20 protein-coding genes are annotated in these 21586 nt (G+C 66.9%); 11 read left to right on the forward strand and 9 right to left on the reverse strand.

Going from position 1 to position 21586, the window contains the following annotated elements:
• Nucleotides 1-3: 3 nt before the first annotated feature.
• The 4 genes from urtD (at nucleotide 4) to ACGLHS_RS12810 (ending at nucleotide 3431) form a co-directional block, all read left to right on the forward strand.
• Entirely contained in the window at nucleotides 4-747 is a 744-nt protein-coding gene (gene urtD / locus ACGLHS_RS12795) for an urea ABC transporter ATP-binding protein UrtD (protein WP_394480137.1), read from the forward strand.
• Between the two features lie 357 nt (nucleotides 748-1104).
• A complete protein-coding gene (gene urtE / locus ACGLHS_RS12800) occupies nucleotides 1105-1794 on the forward strand; it encodes an urea ABC transporter ATP-binding subunit UrtE (protein WP_394480139.1) in 690 nt (229 codons plus the stop codon).
• Nucleotides 1795-1831: 37 nt separating this feature from the next.
• Nucleotides 1832-3064, forward strand: a complete 1233-nt coding sequence (fmdA, locus tag ACGLHS_RS12805; RefSeq protein WP_394480141.1) for a formamidase — start codon at nucleotides 1832-1834, stop codon at nucleotides 3062-3064.
• A 25-nt stretch (nucleotides 3065-3089) separates the two neighbouring features.
• Nucleotides 3090-3431, forward strand: a complete 342-nt coding sequence (locus ACGLHS_RS12810) for a zinc ribbon domain-containing protein (protein ID WP_394480143.1) — start codon at nucleotides 3090-3092, stop codon at nucleotides 3429-3431.
• Here ACGLHS_RS12810 and ACGLHS_RS12815 read toward each other — a convergent pair.
• Entirely contained in the window at nucleotides 3428-4825 is a 1398-nt protein-coding gene (locus tag ACGLHS_RS12815; protein ID WP_093246916.1) for a sensor histidine kinase, read from the reverse strand. The genes ACGLHS_RS12810 and ACGLHS_RS12815 overlap by 4 nt on opposite strands.
• Nucleotides 4822-5490: a response regulator gene (locus ACGLHS_RS12820; RefSeq protein WP_394480145.1), complete on the reverse strand. Its 669-nt coding sequence runs from the start codon at nucleotides 5488-5490 to the stop codon at nucleotides 4822-4824. The genes ACGLHS_RS12815 and ACGLHS_RS12820 overlap by 4 nt, the downstream gene beginning before the upstream one ends.
• A gap of 153 nt (nucleotides 5491-5643) precedes the next feature.
• Between ACGLHS_RS12820 and ACGLHS_RS12825 the strand changes: the two genes are divergently transcribed.
• From ACGLHS_RS12825 to ACGLHS_RS12840, 4 genes are all read left to right on the forward strand, one after another.
• Complete coding sequence (locus tag ACGLHS_RS12825) at nucleotides 5644-6816, forward strand: efflux RND transporter periplasmic adaptor subunit (protein WP_394480148.1); 1173 nt, start codon at nucleotides 5644-5646, stop codon at nucleotides 6814-6816.
• Complete coding sequence (locus ACGLHS_RS12830) at nucleotides 6813-9986, forward strand: efflux RND transporter permease subunit (protein WP_394480150.1); 3174 nt, start codon at nucleotides 6813-6815, stop codon at nucleotides 9984-9986. The genes ACGLHS_RS12825 and ACGLHS_RS12830 overlap by 4 nt, the downstream gene beginning before the upstream one ends.
• A 43-nt stretch (nucleotides 9987-10029) precedes the next feature.
• The gene (locus tag ACGLHS_RS12835; RefSeq protein WP_394480152.1) at nucleotides 10030-11595 is read left to right on the forward strand and encodes an efflux transporter outer membrane subunit; all 1566 of its coding nucleotides are present in this window, start codon (nucleotides 10030-10032) and stop codon (nucleotides 11593-11595) included.
• Between the two features lie 261 nt (nucleotides 11596-11856).
• Entirely contained in the window at nucleotides 11857-12207 is a 351-nt protein-coding gene (locus tag ACGLHS_RS12840; RefSeq protein ID WP_093246920.1) for an alpha/beta hydrolase, read from the forward strand.
• Nucleotides 12208-12291: 84 nt separating this feature from the next.
• On the opposite strand, the gene ACGLHS_RS12845 is transcribed toward ACGLHS_RS12840, so the two are convergent.
• Nucleotides 12292-12579 carry a hypothetical protein gene (locus tag ACGLHS_RS12845; RefSeq protein WP_394480154.1) on the reverse strand — a complete coding sequence of 96 codons (288 nt, stop codon included), beginning with the start codon at nucleotides 12577-12579 and terminating at the stop codon, nucleotides 12292-12294.
• 28 nt (nucleotides 12580-12607) lie between these two features.
• Nucleotides 12608-13072, reverse strand: a complete 465-nt coding sequence (locus tag ACGLHS_RS12850; protein WP_394480156.1) for a GNAT family N-acetyltransferase — start codon at nucleotides 13070-13072, stop codon at nucleotides 12608-12610.
• A gap of 233 nt (nucleotides 13073-13305) precedes the next feature.
• Between ACGLHS_RS12850 and ACGLHS_RS12855 the strand changes: the two genes are divergently transcribed.
• Nucleotides 13306-13659, forward strand: coding sequence for a hypothetical protein (locus tag ACGLHS_RS12855; protein ID WP_394480158.1), 354 nt, complete (start codon nucleotides 13306-13308; stop codon nucleotides 13657-13659).
• A gap of 43 nt (nucleotides 13660-13702) precedes the next feature.
• Here the strand turns inward: ACGLHS_RS12855 and ACGLHS_RS12860 are convergent, their stop codons facing one another.
• From ACGLHS_RS12860 to ACGLHS_RS12875, 4 genes are all read right to left on the reverse strand, one after another.
• Nucleotides 13703-15973, reverse strand: a complete 2271-nt coding sequence (locus ACGLHS_RS12860; protein WP_394480160.1) for a glycoside hydrolase family 3 N-terminal domain-containing protein — start codon at nucleotides 15971-15973, stop codon at nucleotides 13703-13705.
• 61 nt (nucleotides 15974-16034) lie between these two features.
• A complete protein-coding gene (locus ACGLHS_RS12865) occupies nucleotides 16035-16919 on the reverse strand; it encodes a bile acid:sodium symporter family protein (protein ID WP_394480163.1) in 885 nt (294 codons plus the stop codon).
• A gap of 95 nt (nucleotides 16920-17014) precedes the next feature.
• Nucleotides 17015-17782 carry a class II aldolase/adducin family protein gene (locus tag ACGLHS_RS12870; protein WP_394480165.1) on the reverse strand — a complete coding sequence of 256 codons (768 nt, stop codon included), beginning with the start codon at nucleotides 17780-17782 and terminating at the stop codon, nucleotides 17015-17017.
• A gap of 21 nt (nucleotides 17783-17803) precedes the next feature.
• Nucleotides 17804-18394, reverse strand: a complete 591-nt coding sequence (locus tag ACGLHS_RS12875; protein WP_093246926.1) for an HD domain-containing protein — start codon at nucleotides 18392-18394, stop codon at nucleotides 17804-17806.
• Between the two features lie 137 nt (nucleotides 18395-18531).
• On the opposite strand from ACGLHS_RS12875, the gene ACGLHS_RS12880 reads away from it, so the two are divergent.
• Together ACGLHS_RS12880 and ACGLHS_RS12885 are read left to right on the forward strand one after the other, a co-directional pair.
• A complete protein-coding gene (locus tag ACGLHS_RS12880; protein ID WP_093246927.1) occupies nucleotides 18532-19254 on the forward strand; it encodes a Crp/Fnr family transcriptional regulator in 723 nt (240 codons plus the stop codon).
• 101 nt (nucleotides 19255-19355) lie between these two features.
• A complete protein-coding gene (locus ACGLHS_RS12885) occupies nucleotides 19356-20042 on the forward strand; it encodes an alpha/beta hydrolase (RefSeq protein ID WP_394480168.1) in 687 nt (228 codons plus the stop codon).
• A 26-nt stretch (nucleotides 20043-20068) separates the two neighbouring features.
• Here the strand turns inward: ACGLHS_RS12885 and ACGLHS_RS12890 are convergent, their stop codons facing one another.
• A complete protein-coding gene (locus ACGLHS_RS12890; protein WP_394480170.1) occupies nucleotides 20069-21583 on the reverse strand; it encodes an MFS transporter in 1515 nt (504 codons plus the stop codon).
• Between the last annotated feature and the right edge of the window lie 3 nt (nucleotides 21584-21586).

A 21586-nucleotide genomic window follows, 5' to 3' on the forward strand; every position in this document is an offset into this window, starting at 1 on the left:
CTCATGAGCAACACAGACTTCGCGCTCGCGGTGGAAGACCTCACCGTGTCCTTCGACGGCTTCAAGGCCATCGACGACCTCACGCTCTACATCGACAAGAACGAGCTGCGCGTCATCATCGGCCCGAACGGCGCGGGCAAGACCACGCTGCTCGACCTGATCTGCGGCAAGACGCGCGCCAGCGCCGGCAGCATCAAGTTCAGGAACACCGAACTCACCAGGATGGCCGAGCACAAGCGCGTGCGGCTGGGCATAGGACGGAAGTTCCAGACGCCCTCGATCTACGAGAACCTTTCGGTGTTTCAGAACCTCGAGGTTTCATTTCCCAAGGGTCGTTCGGTGTTCGGCGCGCTGGCTTTCAAGTGCGACGAAGAGGTCCGCGCGAAGGTGCAGGCCGTGGCCGAAGACATTGGCCTTGCCAACAAGCTCGACACCGAGGCAGGATTGCTGAGCCACGGCCAGAAGCAGTGGTTGGAGATAGGCATGCTGCTGATGCAGGAGCCCGAGCTGCTGATGCTCGACGAACCCATTGCGGGCATGAGCGCGCGCGAACGCGAGCTCACGGCCGAGCTGCTCAAGCGCATCTGCCAGAACCGTGCGGTGATCGTCATCGAACACGACATGGCCTTCGTCAAGCAGATCGCGCACAAGGTCACCGTGATGCACCAGGGAAAGATCCTCGCCGAAGGGCCGATGGAGAAGGTGCAGGCCGACCCGAAGGTCATCGATGTCTATCTGGGGCACTGATGAAGCTCTGTCCTTTGACTTCTCTCGTTGTGCCTGGAGTCCGTCGTTCAGGGCGCGACCACGCCGACGGGGTGCCTTGCTCCGCGAATGTCCCCCGGCCTTCGGCCTCCTCCTTTATTTCGCTGCGCAAGGCACCCCGCCAGCGTGATCGTTGTTCAGTGCGGTCGTGTATCGGCCGCAAGCCGGCAGCGTGTCCAGGTGCGCAGAGCACCGGGTGCTCCCCGCAGCGAAACAAAGGAGGATGGGCGCAGCCCCGGGGGACATTCGCGGAGGGGAGTACCCGGTGATCTGTGCACACGCCCCGAACGACAGCACCCGAAGCAAACGCAAAGCGGAGCCAAAGAGATGAGCAGCATCATGTTGAAAGTAGAAGACCTGCACGTCGCTTACGGCCAGAGCGAGGCCCTGCACGGCATCTCGTTCGAGGGCCATGCCAACGAAACCATTGCCATCATGGGCCGCAACGGCATGGGCAAGACCACGCTGTTCAAGAGCCTCATGGGCGTGCTGCCCCTGAAGAGCGGGCGCATCGAAGTGGCGGGCAACGACGTGTCGCGCGACGAGAGCTTCCGCCGCGTGGCCAAGGGCATCGCCTACGTGCCGCAGGGCCGCATGATCTTTCCGACGCTCACGGTCGAAGAGAACATCCAGACCGGCCTGGAGAACTCGAAGACCCGCCGCATCCCCGAAGAAATCTATGCGCTGTTCCCCGTGCTGTGGGACATGAAGAGCCGCAAGGGCGGCAACCTCTCCGGCGGCCAGCAACAACAGCTTGCCATTGCGCGCGCACTCGTCACCGACCCCAAGGTGCTGCTGCTCGACGAGCCCACCGAAGGTATCCAGCCTTCGATCATCAAGGACATCGCGAAAGCGCTCAACGAGATCCGCAAGCTGCGCGGCATCACCATCGTCGTGTCCGAGCAGGTGCTCAGTTTCGCGATGGACGTGGCCGACCGGCTCTTCGTCATCGAAGGCGGCCGCCTCGTGCACGAGACCGCGCGCGACAAGACCGATGTGGACCACATCAAGGCCTATCTCTCCGTTTGATTCTTCCGTTCAACCACCACCCAAGGAGCCATTGCAAATGACGGACACGCTGATCAAGGTTGACCTCTCGAAGTCGCCCACCGAGAACGAGAACATCCACAACCGCTGGCACCCGGACATTCCGATGGCCTGCTGGGTCAACCCGGGCGACGACTTCATCCTCGAGACCTTCGACTGGACCGGCGGCTTCATCAAGAACAACGACAGCGCCGACGACGTGCGCGACATCGACCTGAGCACCGTGCACTACCTCTCGGGCCCCGTGGGCGTGAAGGGCGCCGAGCCCGGCGATTTGCTGGTGGTCGACCTGCTCGACATCGGCGCCAAGCAGGACAGCCTCTGGGGCTTCAACGGCTTCTTCTCGAAGCAGAACGGCGGCGGCTTTCTGACCGATCACTTTCCCGAAGCGCAGAAATCGATCTGGGACTTCAAGGGCATGTTCACCAGCTCGCGCCACATCCCGCGCGTGAACTTCGCAGGCCTCATCCACCCCGGCCTCATCGGCTGCCTGCCCGACAAGCCGATGCTCGACATGTGGAACGAGCGCGAGAAGGCGCTCATTGCCACCGACCCCGACCGCGTGCCCGGCCTTGCCAACCCGCCGTTCGCCGGCACCGCCCACATGGGCAAGATGACCGGCGAAGCCCGCGCCAAGGCTGCAGCCGAAGGCGCGCGCACCGTGCCCCCGCGCGAACATGGCGGCAACTGCGACATCAAGGACCTGTCGCGCGGCTCCAAGGTCTTCTTCCCCGTGTACGTCGATGGCGCAGGCCTCAGCGTGGGCGACCTGCACTTCAGCCAGGGCGACGGCGAGATCACCTTCTGCGGCGCCATCGAAATGGCCGGCTGGGTGCACATGAAGGTCACGCTCATCAAGGGCGGCATGGCCAAGTACGGCATCAAGAACCCGATCTTCAAGCCCAGCCCCATCACGCCGCAATACAACGACTACCTGATCTTCGAGGGCATCTCGGTCGACGAGAGCGGCAAGCAGCACTACCTGGATGTGAACGTGGCCTACCGCCAGGCCTGCCTGAACGCCATCGAGTACCTGAAGAAGTTCGGCTATTCGGGCGCGCAGGCCTATTCGATCCTGGGCACGGCGCCGGTGCAGGGCCACATCAGCGGCGTGGTCGATGTGCCCAACTCCTGCGCCACGCTGTGGCTGCCGACCGGCATCTTCGACTTCGACATCAACCCGAATGCGCTGGGCCCGATGAAGATGCTCGACGGCAGCGTCGACATGCCGCTGTCGCACGACCTGCGCTGAAGAAGAAAGAACGGAGCCAACGACCATGCCGACCTACGACTACGCCTGCGGGCAATGCGGCGGCTTCGAGTCGCTGCGGCCTTCGGTCCAGCGCGACGAGCCGGCCGCGTGCCCCGATTGCGGCACCGCCTCGCCGCGCGTGCTGTCCGCCGCGCCGCGGCTGGCGCTGATGGCCTCGGGCACGCGCCGCGCGATCGAAACCAACGAGCGCGCCCGGCACGAGCCGGGCAGCTCGCGCGACTACGCGCGCTTCAAGCACCCGGCAGGGTGCGGCTGTTGCAGCTCGGGCAAGCGCGGGGCGACGGTGACGGCACCCAACGGTGCCAAGTCCGCGCCTTCGCGGCGGCCGTGGATGATCAGCCACTAGCCGAGGGCTGCCGCTCGTTCGTTGCTGTCCGGGAAGCGGATCGTCACGCAGGTGCCACCCGAGGCACTGCGCGACAGCACAACGGTCGCATCGTGGATCTCCGCGATGTCGCGCACGATCGCCAGCCCCAGGCCGCTGCCTTCGCCTTCCACGTGCTGGCCGCGCACGAAGCGCTCGAACACGGCTTCGCGCCGGTCGTCGGGCACGCCGGGCCCGTTGTCGGACACGCTCAGCGACGGTTGTGCGGCATCGAACTCGATCAGCACCTGTCCGCCCGGCGGCGTGTAGCGCAAGGCGTTGTCCAGCAGGTTGCCGAGCGCTTCGCTGAACAGCTCGGGCTGCAGCGGCACCACGACCGGTTGCGCCGGCGCATCGAGTTCCAGCGTGACCGAGCGCGCGGCCGCGAATTCGAGAAAGGTGCTGCCCACGTCATGCGCGAGCGCGACGATGTCGGTGGGCACGAAGCTCAGGTTGCCGCGCACTTCGGGGTCGAGCCGGCCCAGAGCCAGCAACTGTTGAACGAGGCGCGCAGTGCGCTGCACCGTGTGGCCCAGCTCGCCCAGCACCTGCCGGCTGCCGGCGAGGTCGCCCGCTTCGGCGGCGCGCGTCACGCCCAGTTGCAGGCCGGCGAGCGGCGTGCGCAACTGGTGCGCCACGGTGGCCGCGAACTGCTGCTCGCGCGCCAGCATGGCCCGGATGCGCGCCAGCAGGTCGTTCAGCGCGGTCGCGAAGGGCATCAGCTCGCGTGGCATGTCGTCGGCGGCAATGGGCTGCAGCGAGGCGTGCGAGCGCTCGTTCCAGCGCGCGGCGATGGCTTCGAGCGGGTTGAGCGTGCGGCGCACCGCGAAACCGATGGCGGCGGCGGCGGCCAGCAACAGCGCGCCCACGGGCACCAGCATCATCAGCACCTCGTTCTGCGCGCGTTGCCGCTTGCGGGTGGTTTCGGCCACCAGCACCTGCACGTGGTTGTCTTCGCCCGCACCCGGAACCCGTGCCGCCGCCACGCGCACGGGGTGGCCCGCGTAGAAGGCATCGAAGGCCTGGCCGGCGCGGTAGCTGGCCAGCCGCGTGCCGGTGTGGGGAATGCCGTGCTGCCCGGCCAGCAGCTGGCCGGACTCGCTCACGCTGAAATAGACCTGGTCGATCTCGTCGTAGCCCAGCACGGCTTCGGTGGAGGCCGGCAGGTCGATGCGCGCCTTGCCATCGACGAAGCGCACCTGCGAGGCCACCGAGCGGGCGGTGTCCAGCAGCCAGCGGTCGAAGGCCTTGTCGGTCAGGCGTTGCGCGGTGAAGGTGCCGACCGCGCCGGTGGCCGCCACCACGGCCAGCAGCGGCAGCATGAGCCAGATCAGCAGGTCGCGGCGCAACCACCAGGCGCGGCGGGTGCCGCTCACGACTCGGCCTCCAGCACGTAGCCGAAGCCGCGCAGCGTGCGGATCGCCAGACCGGAGCCGGCCAGCTTGCGCCGCAGCCGCGAGACGTACACCTCGGCCGCGCTGTCGCTGACTTCCAGGTTGCGCTCGGCCAGTGCGTCGATCAGCGCGCGCTTGGGCACGAGCCTCGGCGCGCGGCGCACCAGCAGGCCGAGCACTTCGAACTCGCGCGGGAACAGCACGAGCGATTGGCCGGCGATGTCGACGCGGCCTTCGTTGCCGTACCAGGTGAGCTGGCCGTACTGCACGAAGTCTTCGCGCGAGCGCTGGGCGCGCCGCGTGAGCACCTCGACGCGCGCATCCAGTTCCTCGACGGCGAAGGGCTTGACCAGGTAGTCGTCGGCGCCGGTGCGCAGGCCCTCGACGCGGTCGGCCACGCGGTCGCGCGCGGTCAGCACTAGCACCGGCGTCGAGCGGTTGTTGCGCCGCAGCCGGGCCAGCCAATGCAGGCCGTCGCCATCGGGCAGGCCGAGGTCGAGCACCACGAGGTCGACCGGCCGCAGCGCGAGCATGGCATCGGCCGCCTGCAGCGTGCCCGCCACATCGACGGCCCATGCGTTGCGCTCCCAGCGAAGAACCAGTTCGTGCGCAATCACGGCATCGTCTTCGACCAGTAGCAGGCGCATCGCTTCGGCAGTTCAGGAAGAAAGAAGAAGAGGGGGCGGGCCTTCGGGCACGGCGCCATTGGCATTGATAGGTTCTTGCAAGCTTGCAAACCTAGGCTCGCGTTTACTTTCAGTTTAACGGTGCCGTGTCGGGTTGCGGTGCCTGGAATTCGCATGACAAAAAAATGGACCGTGCCGGCCTTGTCGGGGCTTTTCGTCGTCTCCTGCACCGCATGGTTTCTCTGGGCCCGAAGTCCAACGGAGTCGCGCGCCGGCACCGAACGGCCGGCGCAGCCCGCCACCCAGTTGGGGGCCGAGACCTTGCGCTATGCCGAGGGCGCGCCGCAGCTTGCGATGATCCGCGCGCAGGAAATTCCACCCTCGCGCGTGCCGTTGGGCGATGTGCTGAGCGCGCGCGTGACCTATGACGAGGACGTGACCGCGCGCATCGGCGTCGGCGTCTCCGGGCGCATCGTCGACATCAAGGTGTCGCCGGGCGATGCGGTCAAGGCGGGCCAGGTGCTCGCCGAAATCGACTCGCCCGACTTCGGCACCGCCGCCGCCGACCTGAACAAGGCGAAGGCCGACGAGGAGCGCAAGCGCCTGGCCGTCGAGCGCGCGCGAGACCTGGTCTCGGGCGATGCAATTCCGGTCAAGGAATGGGAGTCGATGCAGTCCGACCTGGCACAGGCGCACGCCGAGACGCAGCGCGCCGAGCAGCGGCTGAAGAACCTCAACCCGCGCGGCCTGCCCATCAGCGGCCAGCGCGTGAAGCTGACCAGCCCGATCGATGGCGTGGTCACCGACCGCACGGCCACGCCCGCGCTGGAGGTGAGCCCCGGCCTGGCCGCGCCGCTCTTCGTGGTCACCGACCCGAAGCGGCTGTGGCTGATGATCGACCTGCCCGAGAAGCTGCTGGGCCGCGTCAAGCTCAAGAGCGACGTGAGCGTGGAAAGCGACGCCTTCCCCAACCAGCAGTTCATGGCGAAGGTCGTGCAGCTCGGCCAGGTGGTCGACATCAACACGCGCCGCGCCACCGTGCGCGCGGTGCTCGCAAACCCGCTGCAGGAGCTGCTGCCCGAGATGTTCGTGCGTGCCCGCGTGCTGCAGGCCGGTGGCATGGGCGTGCGCGTGCCCAACAGCGCCATCGTCAACCACGGCGTGTACGCCTACCTTTTCGTGCAAGAGGCGCCCGGCGAATTCCGCCGCCGCAAGATCGCGCTGCTGACGCAGGGCGGCGACGCCAGCTACGTGGGCGAAGGCCTGCAAGGCAGCGAGCAGGTGGTCGTGAAGGGCGCGCTGCTGCTGGACGCCGAACTCACCGCACGCACGGGTGACAAGTCGTGATCGACCGGCTGATCGCGTTCTCGCTCACGCAGCGGGTGTTCGTGCTGGTGCTCGTCGCGGCGCTGATGGGCTTTGGCGCCTATGCGTTGTCGAACCTGCCCATCGAGGCCTTCCCGGATGTGCAGGACGTGCAGGTGCGCGTGATCTCGCAACTGCCGGGGCAGGCACCCGAGGACATGGAGCGCACCGTCACGCTGCCGATCGAGCGCGAGGTGTCGGGCATTCCGAGGTTGTCGAACGTGCGCTCCGTCACGATGACGGGGCTGTCGATCGTCACGCTCACTTTTGCTGACGGCACCGACGACTACTTCGCGCGCCAGCAGGTCACCGAGAAGCTCTCGACCGTGACGCTGCCGACCGGCGTGCAGCCCCAGCTGGCGCCGCTGTCCACCGCGGTGGGCGAGATCTATCGCTACACCATCGAGGGCGGCGGTTTGTCCGACGCACAGGTGCGCACGCTGCAAGACTGGACGGTGCGCCCCTTCCTGCGCATGACGCCCGGCGTGGCCGACGTGGTGAGCTTCGGCGGTGCCATCCGCGAATACCAGATCGAGGTCGACCCGCTCGCGCTGCGCAAGTACCAGGTCACGCTGGACCAGCTCAACCAGGCCATCGGCAACGGCAATGGCAGTGCCGGCGGCGGGTTGATGCGGCAGGGCGATGCATCGCTGGTGGTGCGTTCGGCCGGCCTGTTCGCGAGCCTGGCCGACATCCGCAACGTGGTGATCGCCTCGCGGCAGGGGCGGGCCATCACCGTGGCCGACGTGGCGGAGGTGCGCGCGGGCGAGCGGCCGCGCTTCGGCATCGTGGCGGTCGATGCGCGCGACAGCGTGGTCGAGGGCATCGTCTCGATGACCAAGGGCGGCAACCCCGCCAAGATCAACGCCGAACTCAAGGAGCGCGTGGCGCAGCTGCAGGCCAAGCTGCCCACGGGCGTGCGGATCGTGCCGGTGTACGACCGCACCGAGCTGGTCAGGCACACGGTGTCGACCGTGGCCGAGAACCTGGTGGTCGGCGCGCTGCTGGTGATGGCGGTGCTGATCGTCTTCCTGTCGAGCTGGCGGGCGGCGCTGATCGTGGCCACCGTGATTCCGCTGGCGCTGCTGTTCGCGTTCATCCTCATGAATGCGCGCGGCGTGTCGGCCAACCTGATCTCGCTGGGCGCGGTGGACTTCGGCATCATCATCGACAGCGCGGTGGTGATCGTCGAGGCGCTGATGGTGCGGCTGGCGGCCAAGGCTGCGACCGACATCGCATCGCCCGAGGCCCGGCACCAGCGCATGGGCGTGCTGCATCGCACCTTGTCGGACCTGGCGCATCCGGTGCTGTTTTCCAAGGCCATCATCATCCTGGCCTTCGTGCCGATCTTCACGTTCCAGCGGGTCGAAGGAAAGATCTTCACGCCCGTGGCGCTCACGCTGAGCTTTGCGTTGCTGGGCGCCGTGCTGCTGACCTTCACGCTGCTGCCGACGCTGCTGTCTTACGCCTTGCAGCGCCGCACGCTGGCCGAGAAGCACAAGCCGTGGCTCGACTGGCTGCAGATGCGCTACCGCCGTCTGGTGATGTTCACCATGCGGCGCGGCCGCATCACGCTGATGCTGTCGGCGGTGCCGGTGGTGCTGGCACTGCTGCTGGCGCCCCGGCTGGGCAGCGAGTTCCTGCCCAAGCTCGATGAGGGCAACATCTGGCTGACCATCACGCTGCCGACCTCGGCCGCGCTGGAGACCACGAAAGAAGTGGAGCACGTGGTGCGCGCCAAGCTGCTGGGCTATCCCGAGGTGGCGCGCGTGATCGCGCAGGTCGGCCGGCCCGATGACGGATCCGATCCGAAGGGGCCGAACAACCTGGAGATATTGGTCGATCTCAAGCCGCGCAGCGAGTGGCGCTTCAGCTCCAAGGAAGCGCTGGTGGCCCACATGTCGAACAAGCTCGATGCGATCCCGGGCATCAGCGCCAACTTCTCGCAGGTGATCCAGGACAACGTGGAAGAGGCGCTGTCGGGTTTTCGCGGCGAGATCGTCGCCAAGATCATCGGCAACAACCTGGACATCCTCGACGACAAGGGCGCTGAAGTGGCGTCGGTCATCAAGGGCATCCGCGGTGCGACCGACGTCGATGCGACGCGCATTGGCGGCCAGACCGAGGTCGTCATCACGCCCGACCGGGCGCGGCTGGCGCGCTATGGCCTGGCGATCAACGACGTCAACACGCTGGTGAACCAGGCCATGTCGGGCACCTCGGTGACCGGCTACTACGACGCCGACAAGCGCTTCGACGTGGTGGTGCGCGTGGGCGAGAAGAACCGCAACAGCGTCGATGCCATCGCGGGCCTGCAACTGGCGGTGCCGGGCACGCAAAGCGGCAACGGGCCGGGCACGATCGCGCTGGGCGACGTGGCGTCGGTCGAGGTGCGGCAGGGGGCGTCGCGCATCTTCCGCGAGTCGGGTTCGCGAATGGTGATCGTCAAGGTCAACCTGCTGGGCCGCGACCAGGGCAGCTTCGTCGAGGAAGCGCAGCGCACGGTGGCCGATCAGGTCAAGCTGCCGCCCGGCTACGAACTCACCTGGGGCGGCCAGTTCGAGAACTCGCAGCGCGCGGCCAAGCGGCTGATGGTGATCGTGCCGCTGACGGCGTTGCTGATCTTCTCGCTGCTGTTCTGGGCCTTCCGCTCGGTGCGGCTCGCGGGGCTGGTGTTGGGCATGATTCCGTTCACCCTGGTGGGCGGGCTGGCCGCGCTGGCGCTGGCCGACCTGCACCTGTCGGTGTCGGCGGCGGTGGGCTTCATCGCGGTGGCGGGCATCTCGGTGCAGAACGGCGTGATCCTGGTCGAGGAGGTGACGCAGCGGGTGCGCGATGGCTCGGCCGTGGCGCGCGCCATCGTGGAAGGCGCGGCCGTGCGGCTGCGCCCGATTCTCATGACCGCGCTGATGGCCGGGCTGGGCCTGTTGCCGGCGGCGCTGTCGCACGGCATCGGCAGCGAAACGCAACGGCCCTTTGCCTGCGTGATCGTCGGCGGCATCGTGAGCGGCACGCTGTTCACGCTGCTGGTGCTGCCGCTGGCCATCGGCATGTTCGGCAATTTCTACGACGAAGCGGAAGAAGAAGAGGCGGCGCGAAACAAGAAGAACGCCCCGGCTGGTCCTTCGCACGAACCCGTTGCCGGTCATTGATGCGATGGCACGCGGAGCAACCTCATCCATGCAAACACTTCCGATGAACCGATCGACGAGGCCGGGCCTCCTGCACACCGTGGCGCTGGCGAGCGCGATGCTGATTGCCGGCTGCGCCGTGGGCCCGGACTATGTGCGCCCGACGCTGGCGGCGTCGAATGGTTTCTCGCCGAAGCCGCTGCCCGAGGCGACGGCTTCGGCGCCTGTGCCCGCGGGCGAGGCGCAGCGCTTCGATGCCACGCGCGACATCCAGGCCGACTGGTGGACGCTGTTCGGATCGAAGCCGCTCGATGCGGTGGTGCGCAAGGCCTTTGCGGCCAACCCAACGATCGAGTCCGCGCAGGCGGCGCTGCGCGTCGCGCAAGAGAACGTGCGGGCGCAGCGAGGCTTTTTCTTTCCGTCGGTGCAGGCCAGCTATTCACCGGCACGCACGAAGATCGCGGGCAATCTCGGTGGCAACTCGCCGGGTGTGCAGGGCAACGGAACGGTGATCAGCACCACCGCGAACACGCCCGCCAAGGACGGCGGCACCGCGCCCTTCAATGCACCGGTGATCTACAACTTTCACACGGCGCAATTGACCGTGGGCTACACGCCCGACGTGTTCGGCGGCAACCGGCGCCAGGTCGAGGCGCTGCAGGCGCAGGCCAGCTACCAGCAGCTGCAGCTGGAGGCGACGTACCTCACGCTGGCGGTCAACGTGGTGGCCGCGGCGATACAGGAAGCCTCGCTGCGCCAGCAGATCGCAACGACGCGCGAGATCATCGAGGTCAACACCCAATCGGTCGCGCTGCTGCAGCGGCAACTCAAGGCCGGGTACGCCTCGCGGCTGGACCTTGCCGTGCAGGAGAACGCGCTTGCACAGGCCAACCAGTTGCTGCCGCCGCTCGAAAAGCAGTTCGAGCAGACCCGCAACCTGCTTCGCGCGCTCACGGGTGGTGTGCAGGACGTGGAGTTGCCCGAGTCCTTCGACCTTGCGTCGTTGACGCTGCCGCGCGAATTGCCGTTGAGCCTGCCTTCGCAGCTTGTGGCACAACGCCCCGACGTTCGCGCTGCAGAGGCGCAGTTGCAGGCGGCGAGTGCGCAGGTCGGCGTGGCCATCGCGAACCGGCTGCCGCAGTTTTCCATCGACGCGACATGGGGCGGCGCCGCCAGCCGCTTCGGCCAGATGTTCCTGGACTCAGGCCGCTTCTTCAGCCTGGCCGGCAACATCACGCAGCCGTTGTTCGATGGCGGCGTGCTGCGGCATCGCCAGCGCGCGGCCGAGGAAGAACTGCGCCAGGCCGACGCGCAGTACCGCGCGACGGTCATCACCGCCTTTCAGAACGTGGCGGACAGCTTGCAGGCGATCCATGCGGATGCCAGGGCATTGCAGGCGACCGTCGAGCTGGAGCGCACGACGAAGACGTCGATGGAACTGATCCGCCGGCAACTGGGTCGTGGCTACGTGGACCGCCTTGCGCTGCTCACGGCGGAGCAGGCGCATCACCAGGCCATGCTGGCGCTGGCACAGGCGCAAGCCACGCGGCTGGGAGATACCGCCGCGCTGTTCCAGGCGCTGGGCGGTGGATGGTGGAACCGGGAGGCAGCAGCACCTTCTGGCGAATGATGTGCGCGCTTCAGGGGCTGTCGCGCATGTTGTTTCATTGTTGTTGGAGGTGTTTGTATTTGTTGCGGCGCCTCTTTGATGGAGGCTGGTAAACCCCACCTGCTTCATAGGAGAAAATTCGGGCAACCCCTATTGACCCGCAGCTTTTCAAGGGCCGCATTGTTTCAATCCTGTGAACGCCGTGGTTCATTTCGCAAGCGTTTTTTGATGCGCTTCAGGCTCACACTTCATCTCACCAACCAACCCCTGAAGGAGATTGAAATGAATGCCTCGAAGATCCTCGCTGCTGCTGCTCTCTCGCTCCTGGCTGCTGCCGGAGCACATGCAGAAACCTATGACGGCGTGCACACCGTGAACTCCACGATCTCGCGTGCCGATGTCGCATCGCAAGCCGTTGTCGCCGCACACGCTGGCAACGTCTACGGTGACGGCTCCACCGCTGGCGCACAACCCTTCACCTCGACGGCCGACCGCGCTGTTGTTCAGGCTGAAGCCGTTGCCAAGGCCCACGACCCGCTCGCCAGCCTCGATCGCCGCGCGTTCTACCGCGACGAAGTGCCGGCTGCCTACAAGAAGCCCAGCGTGTCGTTCACGCGCCAGGCTGGCCTGTAAGCCAAGTCCGCAAGCCGACGCGACGGGTCGGCTGCACAAAGAACAAACGGGCCTTCGGGCCCGTTTTTTCGTGGGCGATCCGGATCAGGCTTGGATGCGAAAGGCCACGGGCTTGCCCGCGCGCTCGGCACGCAGCAGATCGCCTTCGATGCGCATGCCGGTCCACGTGCCGGCAACGCCGTCGTGGCCGATCAGCTCGATGCTGTCTTCGGAAAGAAACCGGTAGCGAAAGAGCGGCGCGCACACGGGGCCGTCGCTGACACCGGTGATCGCACGAACGAAACCATTCGACTGGAACCAGTAGGTCTCGACTTCGCTGTCGCTGTCGGCGACGAGTTGCAGGCGCGATTCGGCGGGAATGATGGAGTTCATCGGGTGGTGGGGCTTGAGGTGAAAGTGCTCATCGAAAGTCGCGCCTGTACTTGATGAAGCCTTTCTTCTTCGAGTCTGAAAAGCCGCAGTGCGCAAAGAAGCGATGCGCGTTGCTGCGTTCGACGGCACTGAGAAGCATGATCTTGGAACAGCCCCGGTCTTTGCAGTCCTCTTCGATCCATTGCACGAGCGCCGTGCCCAATCCCTGGCCGCGACACCGCGAGTCGACGACGATGTTCTCGACCACGGCAAAGGGTTGAGAGCCGAACATCACGTCGGTACAAAAATTCAGCAGGGCACTCGCGCATACGACACCGTTGCTTTCCAGAACGAGCAAGGCGCTTCGCGGATCGTCGGCCACCTCCGCGAGGCGTGCCGGCAGCACGCGCACCAGCGGGTCGTCAACCAGTTCGCGGTACAGCGCCTCGATGGCTTTGGCGTCATCGGGTTGGGCGTGCCTGATCGAAGGGGGTAGGGCTTTGGCGGACTTCACTGCAGGGCAACTGTTTGCGGATGCGGAACGGCCGAATATAGGGCTTGAATCACGGGCTCGCTTGCGCGCAGGCCATCGTCCTCGGCAGGTCGGGTGTTCTACGGTTGCGAGTCGGTCCCGCTGCGATTCCGCGCATGTCGCAGGTGGCCTTCTCACACGCTGCTAAGCGAGTTCTCACAGGCCGGTAAGTGCAGCGTCCTAGAGTGAAAGCGTCATCACTCATGGAGACTTTCATGAAAGTTCGTATCGCTACCTTGTGCATCGCGGCCGTGCCGGCACTGGTGCTGGCTTCGTTCGCGCATGCGGGCGGGCGCGCCGACCCCGACTATCCGCAGATCTCGCACTCGACCCAATCGCGCGACGCAGTGGCCGCGGATGCGGTGCGTGCCAACACGGGCGTTCATGCGACCGAGATCGCCGAGTCGCAGGTGGCTCCGTTGATGGGCGGCGCCGATCGTGCGCAGGTTCAGGCCGAGGCGGTGCGCGCCAACAACGGCATCCACCCGACCGAGATTCCCGAATCGCAGGTGCTGCCGCCGGTGGCATCGGCACACATGTCGGCGCCTTCGACAGTGAGCGGCGAATAGGTCGCGAACACGCGGTGCATGCCCCGCGCATGCACCGCGCGGTTCAGTCGCGGGTGAGCACGAAGTGCCTGCGGATGCCGCTCGCGGCGGAAGGCGCCACCCACAGATCGAACTCGCCCGGTTCCACCGTGGGCTTCATGTCGCGACCGATGAACTGCAGGTCGGCGGCCGTGAGCGTGAACTCGACGACGGTCGATGCGCCGGGCGCGATGCGCACCTTCTGAAACCCCTTGAGTTCGCGCACCGGCCGCGTCACGCTGGCGGCGCGTTCGGCGGTGTAGAGCTGCACCACTTCCTCGGCCTCGCGCTGGCCGGTGTTGGTGACGGTCGCGCGCACGCGCAGCGTGTCCGACAGCGTCATGCGGTCCTGGCTCAGTTCGACGTTGTCGTAGCGCACCGGCGCATAGCCGATGCCGAAGCCGAAGGGGTAGAGCGCTTCGTTCGTCGCGTCGAGGTAGCGCGTCTTGAAGAGCGTGCCCGGTGCGCCTTCGGGCGTGGGGCGCCCCGTGCGCTTGTGGGCGTAGTAGTAGGGCACCTGGCCCGCCGTCTGCGGAAAACTGACGGGCAGGCGGCCAGAAGGATTGAAGTCGCCGAACACCACGTCGGCAATCGCGTTGCCGGTCTGCACGCCGAGGAACCAGGTCACGAGGATGGCGCGCGCATTGCGCACCGCGCCCTTGAGCGCCATCGCGCGGCCATTGCTCAGCAGCACGACCACGGGCTTGCCGGTGGCGGCCACGGCTTCGGCCAGGTCCTGCTGTGCCTGCGGCATGCCGATGTCGCTGCGCGAACGCGCCTCGCCCGACATCTTCTCGCTCTCGCCGATGGCGAGCAGCACCACGTCGGCGTCGCGGGCGGCAGCCACTGCGGCGTCGATGCCGCCGGGCAGCGGCGATTCGACGTTCGAGCCGCGCACGATGGTCAGCGATGAGTTCGTGCCGAGCGCGGCGCGCAGCCCCTGGTCGATGCCCACCGGTGCGGTCTGGCCCGGGAACAGGCTCCAGGCGCCCAGCAGGTCGGTGGTGCCTTCGGCAAAGGGGCCGATCAGCGCGATCTTCGTGCCGGCCTTGGGCAGCGGAAGCAGCATGCGCTCGTTCTTCAGCATCACGATGGAGCGGCGCGCGCTTTCGCGGGCCAGTGCGATGAACTCGGGGTTCTCCGCGCGGGCCGCGGCGGGCGGGCCGTCGAGGCCGCGCAACGGATCGTCGAAGAGCCCGAGCTTGTACTTGACCCACAGCACGCGGCGCACGGCCTCATCGAGCCGCGCCATCGGCACTTCGCCGGTGGCCACGAGGTCGGGCAGGTAGCGCATGTACAGGCCGCTCTGCATGCTGACGTCGGTGCCGGCCATGAAGGCCTGCCTGGCGGCTTCGCGCGGATTGGCGGCATAGCCGTGCTCGACCAGTTCCTCGTCGGCCGTGTAGTCGGACACGACGAAGCCCTTGAACTTCCATTCGTCGCGCAGCACACCGGTCAGCAGCGCGGGGTTGGCGGTCGAGGGAATGCCGCCGATCTCGTTGAAGGCGCTCATGACCGACAGCGCACCGGCATCGATGGCCGCGCGAAACGGCGGCAGGTAGACCTCGCGCAGCGTGCGCTCCGAGACCTCGCTGGGGTTGTAGTCGAGCCCGCCTTCGGCCGCGCCGTAGGCCGCGAAGTGCTTGGGCGTGGCGAGCATCGAATCGGCGTTCGACAGCTGGCTGCCCTGGAAGCCGCGCACCCGCGCAGCCGCGAACTGGCGCGCAAGGTACACGTCTTCGCCCACGCCTTCGAGGCCGCGGCCCCAGCGCGCATCGCGCGCGATGTCGACCATGGGCGCGAGGGTCCAGCGAAAGCCGTCGGCCGTGGCCTCGACCGCCGCCGCGCGCGCGGTGCGCTCGGCCAGCGCGGGCTCCCAGCTCGACACCTCGGCCAGCGGCATCGGGAACATGGTGCGAAAGCCGTGGATCACGTCGGCGCCGAAGATCAGCGGAATGCCCAGCCGCGATTCGCGCACCGCGATCTGCTGCAGCCGCAGCTTGCCTTCGAGGCCCGCGTTGTTGAAGAGGCCGGTGATGCGCCCGGCGCGCACGTCGGCCGTCTCCTGCTGCCCGTTGCGCCAGCCGGCTTGCGGGTTGTTGGGGATGTTGATGTCGGCCGGGCCGTACAGGCTGAGCTGGCCGGCCTTTTCCTGGGGCGTCATGCGCGCGATCAGGGCCTCGATGCGGGCAAGGCCTGCATCGGGCGGATCGGTCGGGGGTTTTTCTGCGGCGGAAGAGAAAGAGATGCACGCCAGCCCGAGCAGGCTGGCGACGCCAAGGTTTCGAACGCTCATGGCCGCCCATTCTCGGGCGAAAAGAAGGCGGCCCGTTTGAATGCCTTTCGATCCTGGGTCTTCAGTGGCCCGGCGCCCGAACCGCAACGGGTTGCGGCCTGCGCAGCAGCAGCCAGCCAAACAGCGGCGCGGTGACGTACATCACCACCGAGTAGATGGCGGCCGGCAGTGCCAGCGGAAAGCTGCCGAGCACGCTCACCGCGATGAAGATGGCGAGCGTGGAGTTGTGGATGCCGATCTCGTAGCTGATGGCGGTGGCCAGCGGCTTGTCGAGGCCGGCGGCGCGGCTCAGGTAGTAGCCCGCGAGCAGGCTCACGAGGTTGAACAGCAGCACGGGCAGGCCGATCTCGGCGAAGGTGGCCGTCATGGTCTTCCACTCGTTCGCGATGGCCAGCACGGTCACCACCGCGAGCACCACGCCGCTGAAGATCTTGGTCGGCTTTTCCATGCGCGCCGCAAAGCCGGGCCGGCGCGAGGCGACAAACATGCCGATGGCCACAGGCACGAGCACGATGGCGATCACCTCCACCAGCTTGCGCGTCTGCAGCGGCACCACTTGGCCACTCTGTGCAAAATGGCCGATGGCCCAGTTGGCGATGAGCGGCAGCGTGACGATCGACAGCAGCGTGTTCACGGCAGTGAGCGAGATGTTCATGGCCACGTTGCCGCCGAACAGGTGCGAGAACAGGTTGGCCGAAATGCCGCCCGGCGAGGCCGCCAGCAGCATCAGCCCGATGGCGAACACCGGCGACAGGCCGAAGCCCACGATGATGGCGTAGCAGGCCAGCGGCAGCCCGACCACCTGCAGCAGCAGCGCGATGGCCACGGCCTTCGGATGCCTGAACAGGCGCCGGAAGTCGGCGAGCGAAAGCGAAAGCCCGAGCCCGAACATCACGAGCGCGAGCGCGCCGAACAGGAAGCGGGTGACGATGACGGTGCTGTCCATGGTGCTTGTCTCCTCTTTTGGTTCTTATAAAAAAATGGCTGCCGGCACCTGTCGTGCAGGCGCTGGCAGCCGTGGAAACCGGGGATCGACGGGTCTTATTGTTTGTAGCTGTCGTCGATGCGGTCGAGCTTGCGGATCAGCGAAGGCCAGACGAACAGGCCGCCCAGGCCGCCGCTCTGCACCTTCATCGCCTGGCCCACGCCATCGATGATCCTGGGGTCCACATGCGTGAGTTCGCTGCCGCCCGACTGCGCCGCAATCTGGATCTGGCAGGTGTTCTCGAAGGTGTACATCGAAAGAAAGGCGTCGGCAATGGTCTTGCCGCAGGTCAGGAGGCCGTGGTTGCGCAGCATCAGGAAGTTGGCGTGCCCCATGTCGGCCTGCAGGCGCGGCTTCTCGTCATCGCGGAAGGCCACGCCTTCGTAGTCGTGGTAGGCCAGCGAATTCAGCACGAAGGTCGATTGCTGGCTGATGGGCAACACGCCGTTTTTCTGCGCGCTCACGGCAATGCCGGCCTTGGTGTGGGTGTGCAGCACGCACTGGATGTCTTCGCGCGCGGCATGCACGGCGCTGTGGATCACGAAGCCGGCCGGGTTCACGGGGTAGGGCGAGTCGATGATCTTGTTGCACTGCTGGTCGACCTTGACCAGGCTCGACGCGGTGATCTCGTCGAACATCAGGCCGTAGGGGTTGATCAGGAAGTGGTGCTCGGGGCCGGGCACGCGCGCGCTGATGTGCGTGAACACCAGGTCGCTCCAGCCATAGAGCGCCACCAGGCGGTAGCAGGCGGCGAGGTCGACGCGAAGCTGCCACTCCTCGGCGGAGACGAGCTTCTGGATTTCGGGTTGGGCAAAGGCGTTCATGGGGTGTTTCCTCGGGGTGGGTCAGGCGGCCGCGGGTTCGGTCAGCGCGGCCTTGTAGATGCTTTGCTTCGGCTGCGCCATCACCCGGCGCAGCATGGGCTCGAATTCGCTGATCGGCAAGGTCTCGGCCTTGGGGTCGAAGGCCGGGTTGTCGTAGAGCGCGCAGAACTCGGCGGTGCGTTCGTAGTGCGGGTGGCCCTTGAAGTTGTCGCGCATGTTGCGGTCCAGACCGATGTGGTGAAAGAAGTAGTGGCCCTGGAAGATGCCGTGGTTCTGCACCATCCAGTGGTTGGCTTCGCTCACGAAGGGCTTGAGGATCGCGGCGGCGATGTCGGGGTGGTTGAAGCTGCCGAGCGTGTCGCCGATGTCGTGCAGCAGTGCGCACACCACGTATTCCTCGTCGCGGCCATCGCGCAGGGCGCGCGTGGCGGTCTGCAGCGAGTGGGTGTAGCGGTCGACCGGAAAGCCGCCGTAGTCGCCTTCAAGAATCTGCAGGTGCTTGATCACGCGCGCGGGCAGGCCGCCCGTGAACTGCATGAACTCGCCGCCGATCAGTTGCCAGTCTTCACGCGTGCTTTCCTGCATGCTCTTGAAACTTGCGCGTGCGTTCATCGTGTCGTCTCCGTTGTTGCCGGTGGTTGTCTGTGTGGGGGTGCCGGTCACTGTAGACCTGTGCTTGACGCTGAACTGTCAAGAATTTGACAATGCGGGGTGCTGGTAAACCCCTGTCCCCGGACGCTTTCTCCCTGATGCCTGCCTCTGCCAAGCCGCGACTTTCTGCCCCGCACCGCGCTGCGCTCGAAGGCAACCCGTGGTTCACCAGCATTCCGCGCGCGCAGCGCGAGGCCCTGCTGGGCGCGGCCGAACTCATCCATGTGCGGCGCGGCACGATGGTGTTTCGCCAGGGCGATCCGATCCATGCGGCGGGCGGCGGCTTCTATGGGCTGGTGGCGGGCACGATCAAGATTTCATCGCTGCGGCAGGACGGGCGCGAGGCCATCCTCGCGGTGCTGGAGCCGGGCAACTGGTTCGGCGAGATCACGCTGATCGACGGCTCGCCGCGCACGCACGATGCCACCGCGCTCGAAGCGCTCGACCTGCTCGTGGTGCCGCCCGAGGCCTTCGTGCAGCAGATGCGCGACGGTGTCTTTGCCAACGCCATCGCGGCCATGCTGGCGGCACGTGTACGAATGCTCTACGGCCTGACCGAAGACGCCACGTTGCGCAGCCTGCGCGCGCGCGTGGCACACCGGCTGCTGGTGCTGGCGCGCGGCGACGCCACGCAGTCGGTGCACCTGCGGCGCAAGCTGATGCTGTCGCAGGAAGCGCTGGCGATGATGCTCGGCGTGACGCGCCAGACGCTGTCGAAAGAACTCAATGCGCTGGCGGGCGAGGGGCTGATCTCGCTGGGCTACGGGCGCATCGAATTGCTGTCGGTCGATGCGCTTCAGGGGTTGGTGAGCACGGGGTGAGGTCATGTCATCGCGCTGGCGGGGCGGCGGGGGTATAAAAGCCGGCCGGTTCGCCGCCATGGCGGGCCGGTTCATCAATCAACCAGGGAGCAATTTCAAAAATGAGCAACAAACCTACCGTCGTTCTGGTCCATGGTTTCTGGGGCGGCGCCGCGCATTGGAACGGCGTCATCGCCGAACTTCTGCGCAAGGGCTACACCTCGCTGCACGCGGTCGAACTGCCGCTGACCTCGCTGGCCGACGATGCAGAGCGCCTGCGCAAGATGGTCGTGCAGCAGCAGGGCCCGGTGCTGCTGGTCGGCCACTCGTATGGCGGCGCGGTGATCACGCAGGCCGGCGACTTGCCCAACGTGACCGGGCTGGTCTACATCGCGGCCTTTGCGCCCGACGCAGGCGAAAGCCCTGGCGGCATCACGCAGGCGCATCCGCCGGTGGCAGCAGCCAACCTGGCACCCGACAGCGACGGCTACCTGTGGGTGGTGCCCGAGAAGTTCCACGAGAGCTTCTGCCAGGACCTGAGCGCCGAAGAAGGCCGCGTGATGGGCGTGACGCAGAAGGCGCCGCTGGCCAGCACCTTCGGTGATGCGATCACGGCACCGGCGTGGAAGAAGAAGCCATCGTGGTACCAGATCTCGAGCGACGACCGCATGATCGCGCCGGCCAACCAGGAGCGCATGTCGGCCCGGCTCGGTGCAAGGAAGGTCATCACGCTGCCGGCCAGCCACGCGTCGCTGGCGTCGAAGCCGGTTGAAGTGGCCGCGCTGATCGACGAAGCCGCACAGGGCTGATCAGCCCTTTGCCGGAGGGCGTCGCGTCAGGACGCGCGCCCTTCGATGCGTGTCGCCCGCGGCCTGGCCCACCAGCCCAGCGCGGCGACCGAGCCCGCGGCCGCGATGACGATCAGCACGGCCACGGCGATCACCGCGAAGAAGGCCTGGTCGAACGCCGTGTGCGCGAGCGTGACGAGTTGCGACGCCACCTGCGTCGGCAGTGTCTCTGCGGCGAGCAGCGCGGCATCGATGCCGTCGCTGGCGGATGCGGGCACGGCCAGCCCCTCGGGGACCACCATCGCTGCCGTGTAGCTCGACGACAGCACGCTGCCCAGCAGGGCGATGCCCAGCACGCCACCCAGTTCGTACGAGACCTCTTCGATCGATGCGGCCATGCCCGCATGCTCCACCGGTGCGTTGTTCATGATCGCGTTGGACGCGGCCGTGATGGTCGCGCCGATGCCCAGCCCCAGCAGGACCAGCACGCCCAGCTTGCCCGGGCCCTGCGCATCGGCGAACAGTGCCAGCCCACACAGCGCCAATGCCGTGGTGAGCAGGCCCAGCAGGATGATGCGGCGCGAACCCAGGCGCGCCAGCATCAGGCCCGCGACCGGGCCCGACACGAAGGCGGCCAGCGGAAGCGGCAGGATCGCAAGGCCCGCCTGCAGCGGCGTCAGGCCGGTCACCAGTTGCAGCCGCTGGCTGAAGACCAGCTCGACGCCGATCAATGCCACCGACGCCACGACGGCCGCGATCACGCCGCCCGAGAAGTACGGGTTGCGGAACAGGCGGAAGTCGATCAGCGGCGCCGCGCTGCGCCGCTGGCGCCGCACGAAGAAGAACATGGCAAGGGCGGCCAGCGTTCCGGTCAGCGCGGCCGTTGTGGCCGATGGCGCGTACTTGGCGAACTCCTTGATCGTCAGCACCAGGCACACCAGCGCGGCCAGCACCTGCACCGAGCCGATGAAGTCCCACGGCCTGTGGCTGGTGGCACGCTGGCGCGGCAGCAGCCACAGGCCCAGCACCAGCGCCAGGACCACCACCGGCACGTTGATGAGAAAGACCGAGCCCCACCAGAAGTACTCGAGCAGGACGCCGCCGATCACCGGTCCGAGCGCGGCGCCACCCGATGCCACCGACGCCCACACGCCGATGGCCACGGCGCGCTCGCGGTCGTCGGTGAAGGTCAGCCGGATGATGGCCAGCGTGGCCGGCATCATCATCGAAGCGCCCACGCCCAGCAGCGCGCGCGCCGCGATGAGCGCGCCCGACGTCGGCGCATAGGCCGCGCACAGCGAGGCCAGGCCGAAGATGGCCAGCCCCGCGACGAACATGCGCCGGTAGCCCACGCGGTCGCCCAGCGCGCCCATGCCCAGCAGCAGGCCGGAGACGACGACGGTGTACGCGTTGATGATCCAGAGCTTGGCGGAGGTCGAGGCGGCCAGGTCGTGCGTGAGCGTGGGCAGGGCCGTGTAGAGCACGGTCATGTCGACCACGATCAGCAGCAGCGCCATCGAGACGATGGCCAGCGTGAGCCATTTCTTTGTGGTGTGGGTCATGGC

This window comes from Variovorax sp. VaC1, from assembly GCF_043658315.1.
Lineage (GTDB): Bacteria > Pseudomonadota > Gammaproteobacteria > Burkholderiales > Burkholderiaceae_C > Variovorax.

Excerpts from the sequence above, each read along its gene's own strand:
- urtD (WP_394480137.1), top strand. The coding sequence starts at position 4 with ATGAGCAACACAGACTTCGCGCTCGCGGTGGAAGACCTCACCGTGTCC.
- urtE (WP_394480139.1), top strand. The coding sequence starts at position 1,105 with ATGTTGAAAGTAGAAGACCTGCACGTCGCTTACGGCCAGAGCGAGGCC.
- fmdA (WP_394480141.1), top strand. The coding sequence starts at position 1,832 with ATGACGGACACGCTGATCAAGGTTGACCTCTCGAAGTCGCCCACCGAG.
- ACGLHS_RS12810 (WP_394480143.1), top strand. The coding sequence starts at position 3,090 with ATGCCGACCTACGACTACGCCTGCGGGCAATGCGGCGGCTTCGAGTCG.
- ACGLHS_RS12820 (WP_394480145.1), bottom strand. The coding sequence starts at position 5,490 with ATGCGCCTGCTACTGGTCGAAGACGATGCCGTGATTGCGCACGAACTG.
- ACGLHS_RS12825 (WP_394480148.1), top strand. The coding sequence starts at position 5,644 with ATGACAAAAAAATGGACCGTGCCGGCCTTGTCGGGGCTTTTCGTCGTC.
- ACGLHS_RS12835 (WP_394480152.1), top strand. The coding sequence starts at position 10,030 with ATGAACCGATCGACGAGGCCGGGCCTCCTGCACACCGTGGCGCTGGCG.
- ACGLHS_RS12840 (WP_093246920.1), top strand. The coding sequence starts at position 11,857 with ATGAATGCCTCGAAGATCCTCGCTGCTGCTGCTCTCTCGCTCCTGGCT.
- ACGLHS_RS12845 (WP_394480154.1), bottom strand. The coding sequence starts at position 12,579 with ATGAACTCCATCATTCCCGCCGAATCGCGCCTGCAACTCGTCGCCGAC.
- ACGLHS_RS12855 (WP_394480158.1), top strand. The coding sequence starts at position 13,306 with ATGAAAGTTCGTATCGCTACCTTGTGCATCGCGGCCGTGCCGGCACTG.
- ACGLHS_RS12860 (WP_394480160.1), bottom strand. The coding sequence starts at position 15,973 with ATGAGCGTTCGAAACCTTGGCGTCGCCAGCCTGCTCGGGCTGGCGTGC.
- ACGLHS_RS12865 (WP_394480163.1), bottom strand. The coding sequence starts at position 16,919 with ATGGACAGCACCGTCATCGTCACCCGCTTCCTGTTCGGCGCGCTCGCG.
- ACGLHS_RS12870 (WP_394480165.1), bottom strand. The coding sequence starts at position 17,782 with ATGAACGCCTTTGCCCAACCCGAAATCCAGAAGCTCGTCTCCGCCGAG.
- ACGLHS_RS12875 (WP_093246926.1), bottom strand. The coding sequence starts at position 18,394 with ATGAACGCACGCGCAAGTTTCAAGAGCATGCAGGAAAGCACGCGTGAA.
- ACGLHS_RS12880 (WP_093246927.1), top strand. The coding sequence starts at position 18,532 with ATGCCTGCCTCTGCCAAGCCGCGACTTTCTGCCCCGCACCGCGCTGCG.
- ACGLHS_RS12885 (WP_394480168.1), top strand. The coding sequence starts at position 19,356 with ATGAGCAACAAACCTACCGTCGTTCTGGTCCATGGTTTCTGGGGCGGC.
- ACGLHS_RS12890 (WP_394480170.1), bottom strand. The coding sequence starts at position 21,583 with ATGACCCACACCACAAAGAAATGGCTCACGCTGGCCATCGTCTCGATG.